The organism is Burkholderia cepacia, from assembly GCF_001039005.1.
GTDB classification, from domain to species: Bacteria; Pseudomonadota; Gammaproteobacteria; order Burkholderiales; family Burkholderiaceae; genus Burkholderia; species Burkholderia theae.
In genome coordinates this window covers 217,580-233,041 of record NZ_LDWR01000014.1, presented here as the reverse complement: position 1 = coordinate 233,041, position 15,462 = coordinate 217,580, and the positions used below count along the sequence as shown (strand labels likewise).

Annotated in this window: 12 protein-coding genes; 3 read left to right on the top strand and 9 right to left on the bottom strand. The window is 65.5% G+C overall.

What is annotated here, in order from left to right; all coding sequences use genetic code 11:
* Positions 1 to 200 precede the first annotated feature (200 nt).
* The gene (locus VL15_RS09005) at positions 201 to 2,960 is read left to right on the top strand and encodes a UPF0182 family protein (RefSeq protein ID WP_048245020.1); all 2,760 of its coding nucleotides are present in this window, start codon (positions 201 to 203) and stop codon (positions 2,958 to 2,960) included.
* Between the two features lie 66 nt (positions 2,961 to 3,026).
* On the opposite strand, the gene VL15_RS09000 is transcribed toward VL15_RS09005, so the two are convergent.
* From VL15_RS09000 to VL15_RS08960, 9 genes are all read right to left on the bottom strand, one after another.
* On the bottom strand, positions 3,027 to 4,397 hold the full coding sequence (locus tag VL15_RS09000) for an MFS transporter (protein WP_048245018.1): 1,371 nt from the start codon (positions 4,395 to 4,397) through the stop codon (positions 3,027 to 3,029).
* A 223-nt stretch (positions 4,398 to 4,620) separates the two neighbouring features.
* On the bottom strand, positions 4,621 to 5,154 hold the full coding sequence (locus VL15_RS08995) for a toxin (RefSeq protein WP_048245017.1): 534 nt from the start codon (positions 5,152 to 5,154) through the stop codon (positions 4,621 to 4,623).
* Positions 5,155 to 5,240: 86 nt separating this feature from the next.
* Positions 5,241 to 5,921 carry a MarR family winged helix-turn-helix transcriptional regulator gene (locus tag VL15_RS08990; protein WP_230684393.1) on the bottom strand — a complete coding sequence of 227 codons (681 nt, stop codon included), beginning with the start codon at positions 5,919 to 5,921 and terminating at the stop codon, positions 5,241 to 5,243.
* Between the two features lie 113 nt (positions 5,922 to 6,034).
* The gene (locus VL15_RS08985) at positions 6,035 to 6,982 is read right to left on the bottom strand and encodes an alpha/beta hydrolase (RefSeq protein ID WP_048245015.1); all 948 of its coding nucleotides are present in this window, start codon (positions 6,980 to 6,982) and stop codon (positions 6,035 to 6,037) included.
* Between the two features lie 5 nt (positions 6,983 to 6,987).
* The gene (locus VL15_RS08980) at positions 6,988 to 7,815 is read right to left on the bottom strand and encodes an SDR family NAD(P)-dependent oxidoreductase (protein ID WP_048245013.1); all 828 of its coding nucleotides are present in this window, start codon (positions 7,813 to 7,815) and stop codon (positions 6,988 to 6,990) included.
* An 11-nt stretch (positions 7,816 to 7,826) separates the two neighbouring features.
* Complete coding sequence (locus VL15_RS08975) at positions 7,827 to 9,095, bottom strand: Rieske 2Fe-2S domain-containing protein (protein WP_048245011.1); 1,269 nt, start codon at positions 9,093 to 9,095, stop codon at positions 7,827 to 7,829.
* Positions 9,096 to 9,119: 24 nt separating this feature from the next.
* Positions 9,120 to 10,421, bottom strand: a complete 1,302-nt coding sequence (locus VL15_RS08970) for a Rieske 2Fe-2S domain-containing protein (protein ID WP_048245010.1) — start codon at positions 10,419 to 10,421, stop codon at positions 9,120 to 9,122.
* A gap of 45 nt (positions 10,422 to 10,466) precedes the next feature.
* Entirely contained in the window at positions 10,467 to 11,465 is a 999-nt protein-coding gene (locus VL15_RS08965; protein WP_048245007.1) for a PDR/VanB family oxidoreductase, read from the bottom strand.
* A gap of 35 nt (positions 11,466 to 11,500) precedes the next feature.
* Positions 11,501 to 11,998 (bottom strand): bacteriohemerythrin, encoded by a 498-nt coding sequence (locus VL15_RS08960; protein ID WP_230684391.1) that lies wholly within the window; start codon positions 11,996 to 11,998, stop codon positions 11,501 to 11,503.
* Positions 11,999 to 12,242: 244 nt separating this feature from the next.
* Between VL15_RS08960 and VL15_RS08955 the strand changes: the two genes are divergently transcribed.
* Together VL15_RS08955 and VL15_RS08950 are read left to right on the top strand one after the other, a co-directional pair.
* A complete protein-coding gene (locus VL15_RS08955; protein WP_053077609.1) occupies positions 12,243 to 13,391 on the top strand; it encodes a porin in 1,149 nt (382 codons plus the stop codon).
* A gap of 335 nt (positions 13,392 to 13,726) precedes the next feature.
* Positions 13,727 to 15,451 carry an AMP-binding protein gene (locus VL15_RS08950; protein WP_048245002.1) on the top strand — a complete coding sequence of 575 codons (1,725 nt, stop codon included), beginning with the start codon at positions 13,727 to 13,729 and terminating at the stop codon, positions 15,449 to 15,451.
* Positions 15,452 to 15,462: the final 11 nt, after the last annotated feature.

Here is a 15,462-nt window from a genome sequence, read left to right as displayed (position 1 = left end):
GGCCAGCGCGATCGAATTTGCTGCACTGCGCTGCGATCGATCGTCCCCGGCGACGTCGCGCCTGCCGCCGGATGGCGACGTTTCGGCAACGGGCGTAGCATTCAGACATGCGGCCAGCCGCGATCCTCACCGACGGATCGGCGGCACACCCCGATCGGGCCGCAGCCGGCCGCGCATGACGGCCCGGCAAAGGAGCCTCGATGCGCTCGCAAGCAACATCCGTCTCGCGCCTGAAACGCTATGGGATCGCGGCTGCAATCGTCATCGCCTGCCTGATCGTCGTCGGGCGCATCACCGGGGTCCTGGTCGACTGGCTGTGGTTCTCGTCGATCGGTTATGGCGGCGTGTACTGGACGGTCCTGTCCACGCGGGTGCTGCTGTTCGTCGCGGTGTTCGCCGTGGCGGCGGCCGCGATCGGCGCGTCGGGGTTGCTCGCGCATCGTCATGCAAGGCCCGTCGATGTCTGGCCGGTCGAGGACACCGCGTCGACGCGCGAGGAGGAAGTCCTTCTGGCGCTGGCAAGGGACGTCGCGTCGCGCATTCCATGGCGCGTGGTCATTGCCGCCGGCGCCGCCTTCCTGGGGCTTGCGATCGCCGCCGGTGCGATGTCGAGCTGGGACGTTGCGCTGCGCTTCCTGCATCAGGTGCCGTTCGGCGCACACGATCCGATCTTCGGCAAGGACATCGGTTTCTATCTGTTCGCGCTCCCCGTCTGGATCGTGCTGAAGAACCTGCTGCTGCAAGTGGTCGTGTGCTGCGCGATCGCCGCAGGCATCGTCTACTGGCTGCGCGGCGACATCACCCTGCGGCGGCCGAAGGGGCTTTCGTCGGCCGCCGCCGTTCACGGTTCGGCGCTACTGGCGCTCTTCTTCCTGCTGAAGGCGTGGTCGTGGTGGCTCGAACGCTTTCTGCTGCTCTACGACAACAACGGTGTCGTGGTCGGCGCCGGTTATACGGATGTCCACGTGATGCTGCCGGTGCTGTGGCTGCTCGTCGGCCTCGCCACGGCGTCGGCCGTTGCGATGCTGGTCAACATGCGCCGGCCCGGTTATCGGCTGCCGGCCGCTGCGGTGCTGCTGGTGTTCGGCACGTCGTTTGCGCTCGGCATCCTCTATCCCGCGCTGTTCCAGCGCTTCTACGTCAAGCCGAGTGAACTGCAGCTCGAGACGCCCTATATCCAGCACAACATCGCGCTGACGCGGCAGGCTTACGGTCTCGCGCAGATCGAGGTCAAGCCGTTTGCGGCCGAGGAGGGCCTGAATCTCGCGTCGCTGCAGGCGAATCGCGCGACCGCCGACAACATCCGCCTGTGGGATGTGCAGCCGCTGATGGATACCTATGCACAGTTGCAGGAGATCCGGACTTACTACAAGTTCTTCTCCGTGGATATCGATCGCTACCGGCTCGACTCCGGTTACCGGCAGGTCATGCTGTCGGCGCGCGAGCTGGAGCAGACGATGCTGCCGGAGAACGCCCGAACCTGGGTGAACCTGCATCTGCTGTTCACCCACGGCAACGGCGTCGTGATGTCGCCGGTCACGGAGAAATCCACGGAAGGCTTGCCGTCGCTCTATCTGCGTGACATTCCGCCGGTCGCGGAGGGCGGGCCGGCCATCAGCGAACCGCGCATTTACTTCGGTGAAGGCGGGCAGGGTTATGTGATCGTGAAGGGCAGCGTGCCCGAATTCGACTACCCGAAGGGGGACAGCAACGTCTACACGTCCTACAGCGGGCGCGACGGTGTCGCGATCGGCGGCGTGGCGCGGCGCAGCCTGTTCGCGTGGCAGTTCGACGATCCCAACATCCTGCTGACGCACTACATCACGAACGACAGCAGGATCCTGTTTCACCGCAACATCCGCGACCGGATCCGCACGATCGCGCCGTTCCTCGCGCTCGACCACGACCCGTACATCGTAGCCAGCAACGGCCGCCTGTTCTGGATGCAGGACGCCTATACGACCAGCCGCTGGTTTCCGTATGCGCCGCCCGGTGTCGGCGACGGCGCCAACTATATTCGCAATGCGGTCAAGGTAGTGGTCGACGCGTATAACGGCACGGTCGACTTCTACGTCAGCGATCCGTCCGATCCGCTGGTGCGGACCTACGCGCGCATCTTCCCCGGTTTGTTCAAGCCGCTCGACGCGATGCCGCAGGATCTGCAACGGCATATCCGCTACCCCGAAGACCTGTTTCTGATCCAGGCGAACCTCTACCGCGCGTATCACATGGACGCGCCGGAAGTGTTCTATAACCGCGAGGACCTCTGGCAGTTTCCGCGCGCGCTGGGCGATATCGACGGCGCCGACGCCGCGAACACGCGGATGGCGCCGTACTACACGATCATGCGGCTGCCCGGCGACGCGCAGGCCGGCTTCGTGCTGATGCTGCCGATGGTGCCGAGCCAGCGCGAGAACATGATCGCGTGGCTGGCCGCGCGTTGCGATCCGCCCGGGTACGGCAAGCTGATCGTCTACGCGTTCCCGAAGGACAAGCTGATCTACGGGCCGTACCAGATCGAGGCGCGCATCCAGCAGAGCACGGAAATCTCGCAGCAGATCTCGCTGTGGAACCAGATGGGCTCGCGCGTGATCCGCGGCCATCTCGTGGTCGTGCCGATCGAGAACTCGATTCTCTACGTGTCGCCGCTTTATCTGCGCGCGGCATCGGGCCAATTGCCCGAGCTGAAACGGGTGATTGCAGCCTACGGCGATCGCGTCGTGATGGAGGAGAACCTGAGCGAGGCGCTGGCCGCACTCTTCAAGGAGACGGGGCCGGTGGCTGTTGCGGTGCCGGCCAGCGGCGCAGCGGATACACGCGCCCGCGACGCGCTGGCTCATTACAACCGCGCGATCGAGCGGCTGAAGGCAGGGGATTGGGCCGGCTTCGGCGCGGAACTCGATGCGCTGCGGCCGTTGCTCGAAGCGCTGGGCACCGTTCGCGCGGATAACAAGAAGTGAGCGGGGTGCCGCCGAACGGACGCGCACCCCATACCATTCACGATGGCGCGATCGCCCACCGGTTCGTCAGGTCACCGGCGGCGCGTGCCCATGATCGCCCAACCCTCGCGCGTCGTCGTATTCCCGCGAAATATCCTTGTTCGTGTAGTCACCGAGTTTCGATGCGGCGACCACGCTCAGTACCGCACACACCAGCACGTACGCCGCGATCGCATACCCCGAATGGTAGTAGGCGAACAGCGCCGTCGCGATCAGCGGTGCCGGGCCACCGGCAATGACCGACGCGAGCTGATAACCCATCGACGCGCCGCTATACCGCAACCGCCCGGTAAACGACTCGGCGATCAATGCGGCCTGCGGCCCGTACATCATCGAATGCGGGACCAGCGACAGCACGATGGCCGCGAAGATCCATACCGGGTTCCGGGTATCGACCATCGCGAAGTAGAGGAATCCGAACACACCGACGACAGCCGCACCGATCACGTACATCCGCCGGCGCCCGATCAGATCCGACACGTGCCCGAACAGCGGAATGGTGAAGAACTCGACCACGGATGCCACCAGCACCGCCGTCAGCAGCAGTTCGCGCGACACGCCCAGCGCCGTGATCCCGTACGTGAACACGAACGCCGTATAGATATAGAACGGCGCCTGTTCGGCCATCCGCGCGAATGCCGACAGCACGATATCCCTCGGTTGCTTGCGCAACACTTCGAGCATCGGCGTCTTCTCGATCCGGCGCTCGGCCAGCAGCTTCGCGAAGATCGGCGTCTCGAGAATGTTCAGGCGGATATAGAGCCCGATCGCGACCAGCACGATGCTGAGGAAAAACGGCACACGCCAGCCCCACGCGAGGAAACTGCTGCCGGAAAACCAGCTCATGGCCAGCACGGCGAGGTTGGCGAGGAACAATCCGGCCGGCACGCCGAACTGCGGCCACGATGCGACGAAACCGCGATGTGCATTGGTGCGCGCCCACTCCATCGACATCAGGACCGAGCCGCCCCATTCGCCGCCCACGCCGACGCCCTGGATGAAGCGCAGCACCGTGAGAATGACCGCGCCCCAGATGCCGATCGCGGCGTAGGTCGGCACGAAGGCGACGGCGAACGTGGCGAGTCCCATCAGCAACAGGGTCACGATCAGGGTGGCCTTGCGTCCGATGCGGTCGCCGTAATGGCCGAAGATCGCCGCGCCGACCGGCCGCGCGACAAAGCCGACGGCATAGATCAGGAACGCCTGCAGCGTGCCGACGAGCGGGTGGGATTGCGGGAAATACAGCTTTGCGAAGACCAGGCCGGTGACCGTGCTGTAGAGGAAAAAGTCATACCATTCGATCGTGGTGCCAATCGTGCTGGCGATGACGGCGCGGCGCAACTGGCGCCGGGCTTCCTCGTCGGAGAGGGGCGTGGCCGCGGATTGTGTGGCAGCCATGTTGATATCTCCCGGATAAGGGCGATAGAGAAATCAACCATACGCCCCGAGATAGGTTCCGGCAAGTGCTCACGGCTAGTGGATTGCACGGTGTCTAGGCCTTTCAGTCAGACATCCTGATATATCGCAATGTGATATTTAATGGCTATTCGTTGCGACAAGGACGAGGGACGAGGACAGCGTGATGTTCAAACCGAACACGCGCGCGGATGCCGCTCCGCATTCACCTGCCGGGGCGGGCATGCATGTCGATGAACGCGCGGGTACGCGATGGCTCGGTGAGTTCCGTCCACTGCAGATGCGAGAATTTCGGATCGTCGCGCAGGGTGGCGAACTTGACGCGGTTCTTGTCGAACGTGGTGTATGGCCACAGCAGCACCGAATCTCTGGAGCAGAACGCCATCCGCAGCGACTCCCGGTTGCCGTGCGAAAGCTCGGTGCGCATGAGCCCGCGGCTTACCGTGCGCCAGAGCACGCGGGAGAACACCGTCCATCGCCCGAAGTTGAGCCAGACGACGTGCGTGGCTCTCGACCAGAGCAGGTCGCGCACGGCGCTGTAGTTCCCGTCGGCGACCCATCGGTCGCCGGCCGTCGCGGCGAGCACCGCGTTCTCGAACTGCTCGGGCGGAACGGCTTTCCAGTCTGGGCCCCAGTAGAGCTGATCGAGTTCGATGTACGGGCAGCTCGCGGCAGCCGCCAGCACGCTGGAGAAAGTGGATTTCCCCGACCCGCTTGTTCCGACGACGACGAAGCGCATGTGTTTGACCGCGGTGGAATGGCGAGGCCGCGTATTGTGCCTGATGTGCCGGCCCGATCCCGCTACACGCGCCGGCCCGCCCGCCCTTACTTGCCGCCGCGCGGCGCGCGACGCGTTGGCTTGGCCCGCGCCGCGGGCGGCGCGCTGTCGGTATCGTCGGCGTCCGGGAGCACCAGGTCTTCCATCAACGCGAGCGTGCGCAGGCAGAAATCGTTGCCGGCCTCGCGCTCGGCATCGGAGAAATGCGCCATCGCCGGTGCGATCGACGATTCGTTCGCGAGCTTCACGACGGCCTTGTCGACGACGTCGAGCCCCTTCCGGGTGAGGCGGACGATGAACCCGCCGGCGTGGCCCGGATCGGGCTGACGCTCCACCATCCCGAGGCTCGCGAGGCGGTCGATCTTCTTGGTGATCGCGCCCGACGTCACGAGCAGCGCGCGATACAGATCGGTCGGCCGTTTCGCATACGGGTGCCCGCTGCGGCGCAGTGCAAGCAGCACACGCATGTCGGACCCGCTGATGCCCCACATGCGCTGGCACATCTTGTCGAACGACTGCTCGACAAGGGTGCCGATCCGCATGAAGTAGATCGCCATCAGGAAATTCGACAGATCGAGTTCGCTGTGCTCGTGCTGCCATTGCAGCGTGATCAGTTCGATCAGGCTGTGACGCGGCAGGCTCGCCTTGGGAGCGGATTCCGTCTGCGCCGGCGCTGCTTTCGTGCCGGTTCGGTTGCGGGCGGGCTGCTTTGCGTCTGCGGTGCTCATCTCGATGGCTTCCTTGGAAGGGCGTGCGACCGGATCGATCGTAACGGGGCTATGACCGGCGTGGCTGACCGCCATTGTACGTAAGTTTCCCGGTCGCACGTTCGCGTCGATCGCTACCCGGCGTGTACGGCCGCACGCAGCATGTCGGCCACCTGCCGCTGCGCGAGTGCGGCGGCGCCGACCTCGCCGCGCATGCCGTAAAACGTGTGCAGCATCCCCGCATAACGCACGCACGTCGTCGCCACGCCCGCTTCGGCGAGCTTGCGCGCATAGGCTTCGCCGTCGTCGCACAGCACGTCGCACTCGGCGGTGATCACGAGGGCCGGCGGCAGGTCCGCGTGACTGGCCGCATGGAACGGCGACAACGTCCAGACCGACGGCGACACGCCGTGATCGAGCGCGTACTCGCGGAACGCATGCGCAACGTCGGCGGTGCGCTGCACGAAGCCTTCCGCATAAACGGACCGCGACGCGTGTTGCTGCGTGGCGTCCGTCGCCGGATACACGAGCGCCTGCGCGAGGATGCGCGGGTGTGTCTGTTCCCGCGCAAGCAGGCACACGACGGCGGCAAGATTGCCGCCGGCCGATTCGCCGAACACGGTCAGCCGCCCGGTCGACAACCCGTGCTCGTGCCCGTGCTCGGTTACCCAGCAGGTCGCCGCCCACACGTCTTCCAGCGCCGCCGGGAACGGATGCTCGGGCGCCAGCCGATAGTCGACGCTGATCACGGCCAGCCCGGAATCGTTGGCGAGATGCCGGCACACGGCGTCGAAGCTGTCGAGATTGCCCATCCGCCAGCCGCCGCCGTGAAAGGCCATCGTCACGCCGACGGCGCCGTCGGGATGGTAGATGCGCACCGGGATGCCGCCGTCCGGGCCGGGAATCGCGAGGTCGAAAACCTTGTCGACGCGCGGGCCGGGCGCCCGCGTGGCAGTGCGTGCGGCGATGCCGGCGCGCGCGTCGTCGGCGCTCATCTGCGCCAGGCTAGGCCGCGCGGCGGCCGCGTCGGCGAACGCGCGCAGCGACGGATGAATGAGGTCGCGTGGCGAAGGTTGTGTCATCTGGCTCATGGCGTAGGGGTTGCCGACGGGGCAAACGTGATGGCTGGAATGGCGGCCTTCACGCCGAGGCCGCCGTCGACGGTGACGATCTCACCGGCCATGTGGGCACTCAGGTCGGACGCGAGGAACAGCAGGTGACCGGCGATTTCCGCGGGCGTGGCCGCGCGCCCGATCGGGATCGCTTCGCCGACCCGCGTCCAGGTCGCTTCGTCCAGCCGCTGGTTCAGGCGCGGCGTGCGCACGAACCCTGGAGACACCGCGTTGATGCGCACGTTGTACGGCGCATACTCGACGCCCGCGCAGCGGACCAGATGGTGCAGCGCGGCCTTCGACGCCGCATACGCGACCTCGCTCGGCACCGCACGATCGCCGGCGAGCGAGCCGACGAACGCGAACGTGCCGCCGCCGTCGGCCTTCATCAGCTCGCCGCCGATCTGCAGCGCGAGGTACGCGTGGCGCACGACGATGTCGAATTGCTGATTCCACGACGCATCGTCCACGGCGGCCAGCGGCTTGATGCCCGCGACGCCGATGATGTCGACGACGCCGTGGATGCGGCCGAAGTGCTGGCGCGCCGTGTCGAACACGCGCTGCATGTCGTCGCGCGACGTAGCGTCGGCCGTACACGGAATGCCGTCGACGGCTTCGGCGATGCGACGCGCGAGTGTTTCGTCGCGATCGACGCAAAGTACACGCGCACCGGCCTGCGCGAGCGCATGAACCGTCTGCTCGCCGATGCCCTGGCCGGCGCCGAGCACCACGAAACCGCGCCCGTCGAGTCGCAGCAGGGACAGGTAGTCCGGCGTATCACTGCGGGTTTGATCGTTCGTCATCAAGGTTCTCCTCATGCTTCGATGGTGTCGCGATGCGTCGGCAGCAGTTCCTGCCACGCCGCATCGTCCGCGAGTGGCCGGTCGCACGCGCTGACGCCGCGCAGATCGAGCCCGAGCGCCGGCGGCGGCTCGTTGTTCATCACACGTTTGACCGCTGCCAGCAGCGCACGGCGCACCCGCACCACGGCCTGGTCCGCGGGCACCAGATGCTCGCGTGAACGGTCGTAGAGCGGCCCCTGGGATAGCCCGATCGTCGCGTCCTCGACTTCGACGCCGCGCAGCCCGGTCCAGTTTTCCTTCATCCGCTCGCGGCTCTGGCCGAACGAATCGGCCCAGCTCGCGTTGAACGTGCAGTTCTGGCGATCGTAATACTTCGGATCGTCGAGGCCGAGCAGTTCGATGATCTTGTCTTCCGTGACCGGCGAATCGCCGTGCACGACGATGTAGGTGCTCGTGTGCGTGTCGTCTTCAGGCACTTCGAGCACGGTGAACAAGAACGCCGGCGCCGGAATGATGCGACCGTACGGCACGATGAACGGCACGACGCGCGCATTGCGCACGCCCGGCTCATCGGTCTTGCGCAGCGCGACGTAGTGAAAGCCGAACGCGGTGTCCTCGATCTTCAGCGACGGTTCGAGATCGTTCGACGCGAGCGCGGCCGGATTCACGACGTCCGGATTACGCGTGAACGCGTCGTCCTTCCAGCCGGGCCGCGCCATGTTGGTGTGCAGCACGCCGACGTGCGAGCTGTCCTCGCCGCCTTCGACCAGTTGCAGGTAGTTGCACGCGACGTTGATGCGCAGCACGACGCGATGGTTCGGCGCCGCATCCATGAACGCGTAGCGCGAAAACGCGGGCTCCAGTTCCTTCGGGCCGACGTAGGCCCACACGATGCCGCCGGCCTCGCGCACCGGAAACGCGGGCGCCTTCATCCGCGCCGCGTATTTCGGGTCCGCGTGGTTCGGCGTTTCCAGCACGGCGCCGGACACGCTGAATTTCCAGCCGTGATACAGGCAGCGAATGCCGCCTTCCTCGACACGGCCGAGCGCGAGCGACGCGCCGCGGTGCATGCACAGCTCCTCGAGCAGGCCGACCTGGCCGTTCGAGTCGCGGAACGCGACGTACTGCTCGCCGAGCAGGCGCACGCGCAGCGGTGCGCAGTCCGGGTCCGGCAATTGCGCGGACGTGCAGACCGGGTGCCAGTAACGTCGCATCAATGCGCCGCCGGGCGTGCCCGGACCGACGCGGCACAGCATTTCGTTATCGTCGTGGCTCAACATATCGAACTCCTGTTTCAGACTGGGTTATGCGTTGCGCTGCGTGCGGGTGCCGGAAGACGACACGATCCGGTGGTGCGGAACCAGCTGTCGCCAGTCCTCGCCCGGGCCGATTTCGCCGGACACACCGATCGCACGACCCGATTCCGCGCGCAACGCCGGAATGTCCTGCTGATCGCGCTCCGCACGCGCACACGCGAGCAGCGTGCGATGCAGGCGGCTGATCGCGAGATCCGCGCTCGACAGCATTTCCTGCGACCGGTCGCGGATCGCGCCGCTCGAGATGCTGCATGCGGCGTCTTCCTGCGTGATGCTGTCGAATCCGGTGAAGTGGCCGCCGCGCTGCGCGTGACGATCCTGGCCATAGCCATTGGCGAACGACATCGCCGCCGGCGAGTCGCAGGTGTCGAGCGTCATTCCGTATTTGCGCAGCGTCGGCTCGTCGAGTCCCACGAACTTGAGCTGCGCGCTGCGCAGCGGCTCTTCGCCGACGGGCTTGTCGGCATCCCACCACACGTGGAAGAAATAGCAGCGCTCGTCGTTGATCGGCACCGCGGCGAGCCACACGTCGCCGTTCGCGTTGGCGATGAAGCCCGGCGTGATGAACGACGTGACGCGGGCGATGCGGTTGTCACCGGCCTGGCGGATCGCGACGTAGTGAAAGCCGAAATCCGTTTCATCCGCCTCGATCGCTGGAGCCGCGTCGAACTGCATGTGCGTGATCTTCCCCGCATAATCCAGATCGGAGTCGTTGGTCTGGGCCAGCGCGGAGCTGTGCAGCACGGTCAGATGCGACGAGTCGACGAGCCCTTCGATCACCTGCACGAAGTTGCAGTTGACGATCGCGCACACGTTGATGCGATGCGCATCCGGCTGATCCATGAATGCCCGGTGCGGGAACGGCGGCGCGTTGCCCGCCGGGCCGAGATACGCCCACATCAGACCGCCCGCTTCGCGCACCGGGTAGGTGCGGCCCCTGATGCGGTCCTTGAATTTCGGATCGGGAACGTTCGGCGTGTCGAGCACCGTTCCGTCCACCGCGAATTTCCAGCCGTGATAGATGCAGCGCAGGCCGTCGCCGTCCGCGCGGGCGAGCTGCATCGACGCGCCGCGGTGCAGGCAGCCTTCGTCGTAGAGGCCGGGCCTGCCGTCCCGGTCGCGCCAGACCACGAACCGCTGCCCGAGCAGCTCGATCGTTTTCGGGTCGCCGTCGGGCTGCGGCAGATCGGACGACTGGATCACCGGCAGCCAGAAGCGGCGCATCGCATTGCCCATCGCGGTGCCCGGGCCGGTGCGGCACATCAGTTCATTGTCCTGCTTGGTCAACATGTGGATTCCCTCGTTGCAGTGTTCAGCGGGTCGCGGGCGGCGGCCTCAGAGATCGAGTACCAGCCGTGCAGTCTTCGCGCGCGAGCAGCACGGCATGAAGCTGTCGTTGCGCGCTTTTTCGTCGTCGGTGAGATAGAGATCCCGATGGTCGGGCTCGCCGGCCAGCACCCTCGTCATGCAGGTGCCGCAAACGCCTTGTTCGCACGACAGCGGCAGATTGAAACCGGCATCCAGCAGCGCATGCGCGACGCTTTGGTCGGCCCGCACCTGGATCACTTCGCCGCTGCTGTGAATTTCGATTTCGAACGGACTGTCTTCGTCGGAGGGCTCGACCGGCGCCGCCGCGAAATATTCGCGGTGCAGATGCGCGTCGTCCCAGCCGAGCGCGCGCGCGGTCTGCAGGATGTGATCCATGAAGCCTGTCGGGCCGCAGACATACAGATGCTTGTCGGCCGACGGCGAGCCGATCGCGGCGCGCGCGTCGAGGTGCTGCTCGACCGGGCCGTCGTCGACGTGAACCTGTACCCGTGCGCGCGGATCGTCGACGGACGCCATCTGCTGCACGCGCTCGACGAATGCCATCCGCGCGAGCGATCGGCCGCAGTAGTGCATCGTGAACGGCCGGTGCTCGCGCGCCAGCTGCTGCGCCATGCTGAGGATCGGCGTGATGCCGATACCGCCCGCAAACAGCAGCGATTGCTCGGGGCCACGGTGCAGCGCGAAGTGATTGCGCGGCGTGCTGATCGACAGCACGTCGCCCGCGCGGACGTCGTCGTGCAGGCTCGCGGATCCGCCGCGCGATTGCGGATCGCGCAGCACGCCGATGCGATAGCGCGACGGCTCGCCGGGCAGGTCGTACAGCGAGTACTGGCGCACGAGCCCGCCGGGCAAGTGCACGTCGATATGCGCGCCCGCTTCGAAGTCGGGCAACCGATCGTCCGACAGCGACGCGAATTCATAACCGACGATGTCGTCGGCCAGCCACGTCTTCGCGGATACGCCGACGCGCAGCAACGCGTTCGGTGAGAGGGGGTTCTGTTCCATGATGAGCATTCGAATGAAAAAGGGGGGGACGTGCGTCACGCCGCGACCGCAAGACGGCGCCGGATGACCACCGGGGCCGCGCCCAGTTGTTGCTGAACGAGCCAGCGAGCGAGCCCCTGGTCCATCACGCGCACGTGCTCGGGAAACCATCCGGCCAACGCGCGGGCGAATGCACGGACGACCTGCGGCTGGCCTTCGGCCAGTGCGGCGCGAACCTCGTCGATCGACCGCAGCACGGCCGCGTGCTCGTCGATATGGCAGCCCGCGGAGCCATAGGCCGTGTCGCGCATCGCGGCATCCTCGTCGCCGAAGTGGTGATGCGCATGCTCGGCAAACGCGTCGAGCGCACGTTCGAGATCGTCGTCCGGCGTCGTGAGCAGCGCGTTCACGCACGCGACGAATTCGTGGTGCGTGTCGTCCATCGACCCGTGACCGAGCGCGTAGTCGTCGCTCCAGACGAAGCCGGCGGTGTCGGCCGGCGACGGCATGCTCCGGGGATGAGCGGCCGCCTGATGATCTTCTGACTCTTTCATTTTCCTGTCTCGCCACATGAACTGGATCAGACGAATCTCATTCGTCTTCCGTGGAAGATAGATAACGATGAACCAAAAGTCGAGGTAGGGAAAACTATGATGGGCCGAAATTTCGCGCAAATCGCCCGTACAAGCGCCTCTTCGAACAAGCATAGGGTAACTCACGACCCGGTTACTGGTTGACATGGAAGATGTGTGATTATTATCTTCCGTGGAAGATGTGAACTACATGGAGGCAGCAAAAATGTGTCTGAGGACAAATGGGTTTGGAGAAGGGATAACGCGGCGCAACGCGGTCCGGCTCGGACTGTCGACGCTCGCGATGTGCGCGTCGGGAGCGGCGCACGCGCAATCGAGCGTGACGCTGTACGGGATCATCGATACCGGCGTCGAATACGTGACGAACGTCGGCCCCCAGAAGCAGAGTGTGGTGAAGGTGCCGCAACTCACCGGGTCGTTGCCGTCGCGGTGGGGCCTTCGCGGCAAGGAGGATCTGGGCGGCGGCCTGAGCGCGGTCTTCGTGCTCGAGTCGGGTTTTTCGCCGGGGCAGGGGACGCTGAACCAGAGCGGCCGCCTGTTCGGCCGGCAGGCGTACGTCGGGCTGTCGGGGCGGTGGGGCACGCTGTCGGTCGGCCGTCAGTATTCGCAGATCTATTGGGCGATACCGGGCGATACGATGGGGCCGAACATCTATGCGGCAGGGCTGCTCGACACCTATCTGTCCCAGGCACGTCTCGACAATACGATCGTCTACAGCATTACGTCGTCGGGCCTCACCTTCGGCGTCAGCTATTCGCTCGGGCGGGACGCGGTCGCGCCCGCGGCCGCCGGCGGATGCGCGGGCCAGTCGCCGACCGACTACCGCGCGTGCAAGTCGATCTCCGCGATGCTGAAATACGAGGCGGACAGCTGGGGCATCTCCACCGCGTTCGATCGCAACTATGGCGGCGGCGGGCCCGACTCGCCGCTGCCGAGCAGCTCGCAGACCGACACCCGAGCCGTCATCGACGGCTACGTGAAATTCGGCACGGCGACGATCGGCGGCGGCTTCCTGCACCGCATCAACCACGGGGAGATGGCACCGGGCGTTTTCGATGCGAGCAGCAATTACTGGTGGCTCGGGGCGACCTATCTGCCGGTTCCGAGCATCGTCCTCGACGCGCAGTTCGGCCATCTCACCGTGAACGGATACGACGCCGGCGCCTCCGTGATTGCGGCGCGCGCGATGTATCTGCTGTCGAAGCGCAGCTCCGTGTACGTGACGGCAGGGCGCATCTTCAATCAACGCAACTCCGTGCTCACGATCGACGGCGGCACCGCGGGCACGTCTTCGTGGCCGGCGCCAGGCGTGGACCAGACCGGGGTGATGGTCGGCATTCGCCATATGTTCTGAAGAAACGGTGCGCGCGTCGTTCGTGCGGGCTTGCATCACGGCGAAGACATTTTTACAAGCTTCCACGGATGGTATCCGCTTGTATTTCGAGAGCGTACGCGCGCATCTTTCCACTCGATTTCCCGGGTTGAAATCGTAGATTTCTTCGCCTTTTAAGGGCTGGTCATGCGGAAACCACCTCTCACCGCGATACGGGAAAAATCCCGTATTGACATCTTCCGAGGAAGATATAATGATGCAATCCAGAAACGGTTCAGACGAAGCCCACGCGCGAGTCGTGGCAAGCGTTGCGCCGGTGAAACTCTGGAGGCACGAATGAAGATGCAGCCTGGAACATCCGGGCCCGGCGACGTTGCGACGTTGCGACGCTGCCGGTCAATGGACTGTCCTACGTCAAAGGCGCCACCGGCTCCGCGTTGAGCGAACTGACCGTGCCGGCACTGCTGGCCGAGACCGTGAAGCTTCACGGCGAACGTCCCGCCGTCGTATTCCGCGCGCAGGGCGTGCGCTGGAACTGGCAGGCGTTCGCCGACGAGGTCGATGCGATGGCCGCCGGCCTGCATGCGATGGGGCTGCGCCGGGGCGACCGGATCGGCATCTGGTCACCCAACCGGTTCGAGTGGACCGTGACGCAGTTCGCGACCGCCCGGCTCGGTCTGATCCTGGTCAACGTCAACCCGGCGTATCGGCTTGCGGAGCTTGAATACGCGCTGAACAAGGTGGGCTGCAAGGCCATCGTCGCGCCTGAGTCGTTCAAGACATCCCGCTACCTGGACATGCTGCAGACCCTGGCCCCCGAGCTGCAGCACTGCGCACCCGGCGAATTGCGTGCGGCAAGGCTGCCCACGCTGCGATGGGTGATTCGCATGGAGGAGGTGCGCACGCCGGGCATGCTGACGTATCGGCAGGTGCTTGAGCGCGGCGCGGGCGTGCCGATGGACGAGCTGGATGCGATTTCCGCGGCGCTCGATGCCAACGACCCGATCAACATCCAGTTCACCAGCGGCACCACCGGCGCGCCCAAGGGCGCCACGTTGACGCATCGGAACATCATCAACAATGCACGGTTCGTGGCGGCGGCCATGAACTTGCGGGAAACGGACCGGCTGTGCGTGCCGGTACCGCTGTATCACTGCTTCGGCATGGTGATGTCGGTCCTCGCGTGTACGGCCAGCGGCGCGTGCATGGTGTTTCCGGGCGAGGCGTTCGATGCGTCGGCCACCATGGCGGCCGTGAGCGACGAGCGTTGCACCGCGCTGCACGGCGTCCCGACGATGTTCATCGCGCAGCTCGACCACCCGGATTTCGCTCGCCACGATTTCTCCAGCCTGCGCACCGGCATCATGGCCGGCGCACCGTGTCCGATCGAGGTGATGAAGCGGGTGGTGGCGAACATGCACATGACGGAAGTCACGATTGCCTACGGCATGACGGAAACCAGCCCGGTGTCGTTCCAGAGCGCGACGGACGATCCGCTCGACAAGCGGGTGTCGACAGTCGGCCGCATCCAGCCGCATCTCGAGTGCAAGGTGGTCGATGCGGACGGGAAGGTCGTGCCGATTGGGCAGACGGGCGAACTGTGCACCCGCGGCTACTCGGTCATGCTCGGCTACTGGGATGACGACGCGCGCACGCAGGATTCGATCCGCGACGGCTGGATGGTCACCGGCGACCTCGCGACGATCGATGCCGACGGCTACTGCAATATCGTCGGGCGCGTGAAGGACATGCTCATTCGCGGCGGCGAGAACGTCTACCCGCGCGAGATCGAGGAGTTCCTGTTCCGCCACCCCAAGGTGCAGAGCGTGCAGGTATTCGGGGTGCCCGATCAAAAGTACGGCGAGGAGATCTGCGCGTGGATCGTGCTCAAGCCGGGCGAGGATGCGTCCGAGGACGAAATCCGCGACTTCTGCCGGGACCAGATCGCGCACTTCAAGATCCCGCGTTATATCCGCTTCGTCGAAGACATGCCGATGACGGTGACCGGCAAGGCGCAGAAGTTCGCGATGCGCGAAAGCATGATCCGGGAACTCGATCTGAATACCAGCAAAACTGCCTGATCAAGGAGATA

Excerpts from the sequence above, each read along its gene's own strand:
- VL15_RS09005 (WP_048245020.1), top strand. The coding sequence starts at position 201 with ATGCGCTCGCAAGCAACATCCGTCTCGCGCCTGAAACGCTATGGGATC.
- VL15_RS09000 (WP_048245018.1), bottom strand. The coding sequence starts at position 4,397 with ATGGCTGCCACACAATCCGCGGCCACGCCCCTCTCCGACGAGGAAGCC.
- VL15_RS08995 (WP_048245017.1), bottom strand. The coding sequence starts at position 5,154 with ATGCGCTTCGTCGTCGTCGGAACAAGCGGGTCGGGGAAATCCACTTTC.
- VL15_RS08990 (WP_230684393.1), bottom strand. The coding sequence starts at position 5,921 with ATGAGCACCGCAGACGCAAAGCAGCCCGCCCGCAACCGAACCGGCACG.
- VL15_RS08985 (WP_048245015.1), bottom strand. The coding sequence starts at position 6,982 with ATGACACAACCTTCGCCACGCGACCTCATTCATCCGTCGCTGCGCGCG.
- VL15_RS08980 (WP_048245013.1), bottom strand. The coding sequence starts at position 7,815 with ATGACGAACGATCAAACCCGCAGTGATACGCCGGACTACCTGTCCCTG.
- VL15_RS08975 (WP_048245011.1), bottom strand. The coding sequence starts at position 9,095 with ATGTTGAGCCACGACGATAACGAAATGCTGTGCCGCGTCGGTCCGGGC.
- VL15_RS08970 (WP_048245010.1), bottom strand. The coding sequence starts at position 10,421 with ATGTTGACCAAGCAGGACAATGAACTGATGTGCCGCACCGGCCCGGGC.
- VL15_RS08965 (WP_048245007.1), bottom strand. The coding sequence starts at position 11,465 with ATGGAACAGAACCCCCTCTCACCGAACGCGTTGCTGCGCGTCGGCGTA.
- VL15_RS08960 (WP_230684391.1), bottom strand. The coding sequence starts at position 11,998 with ATGAAAGAGTCAGAAGATCATCAGGCGGCCGCTCATCCCCGGAGCATG.
- VL15_RS08955 (WP_053077609.1), top strand. The coding sequence starts at position 12,243 with ATGTGTCTGAGGACAAATGGGTTTGGAGAAGGGATAACGCGGCGCAAC.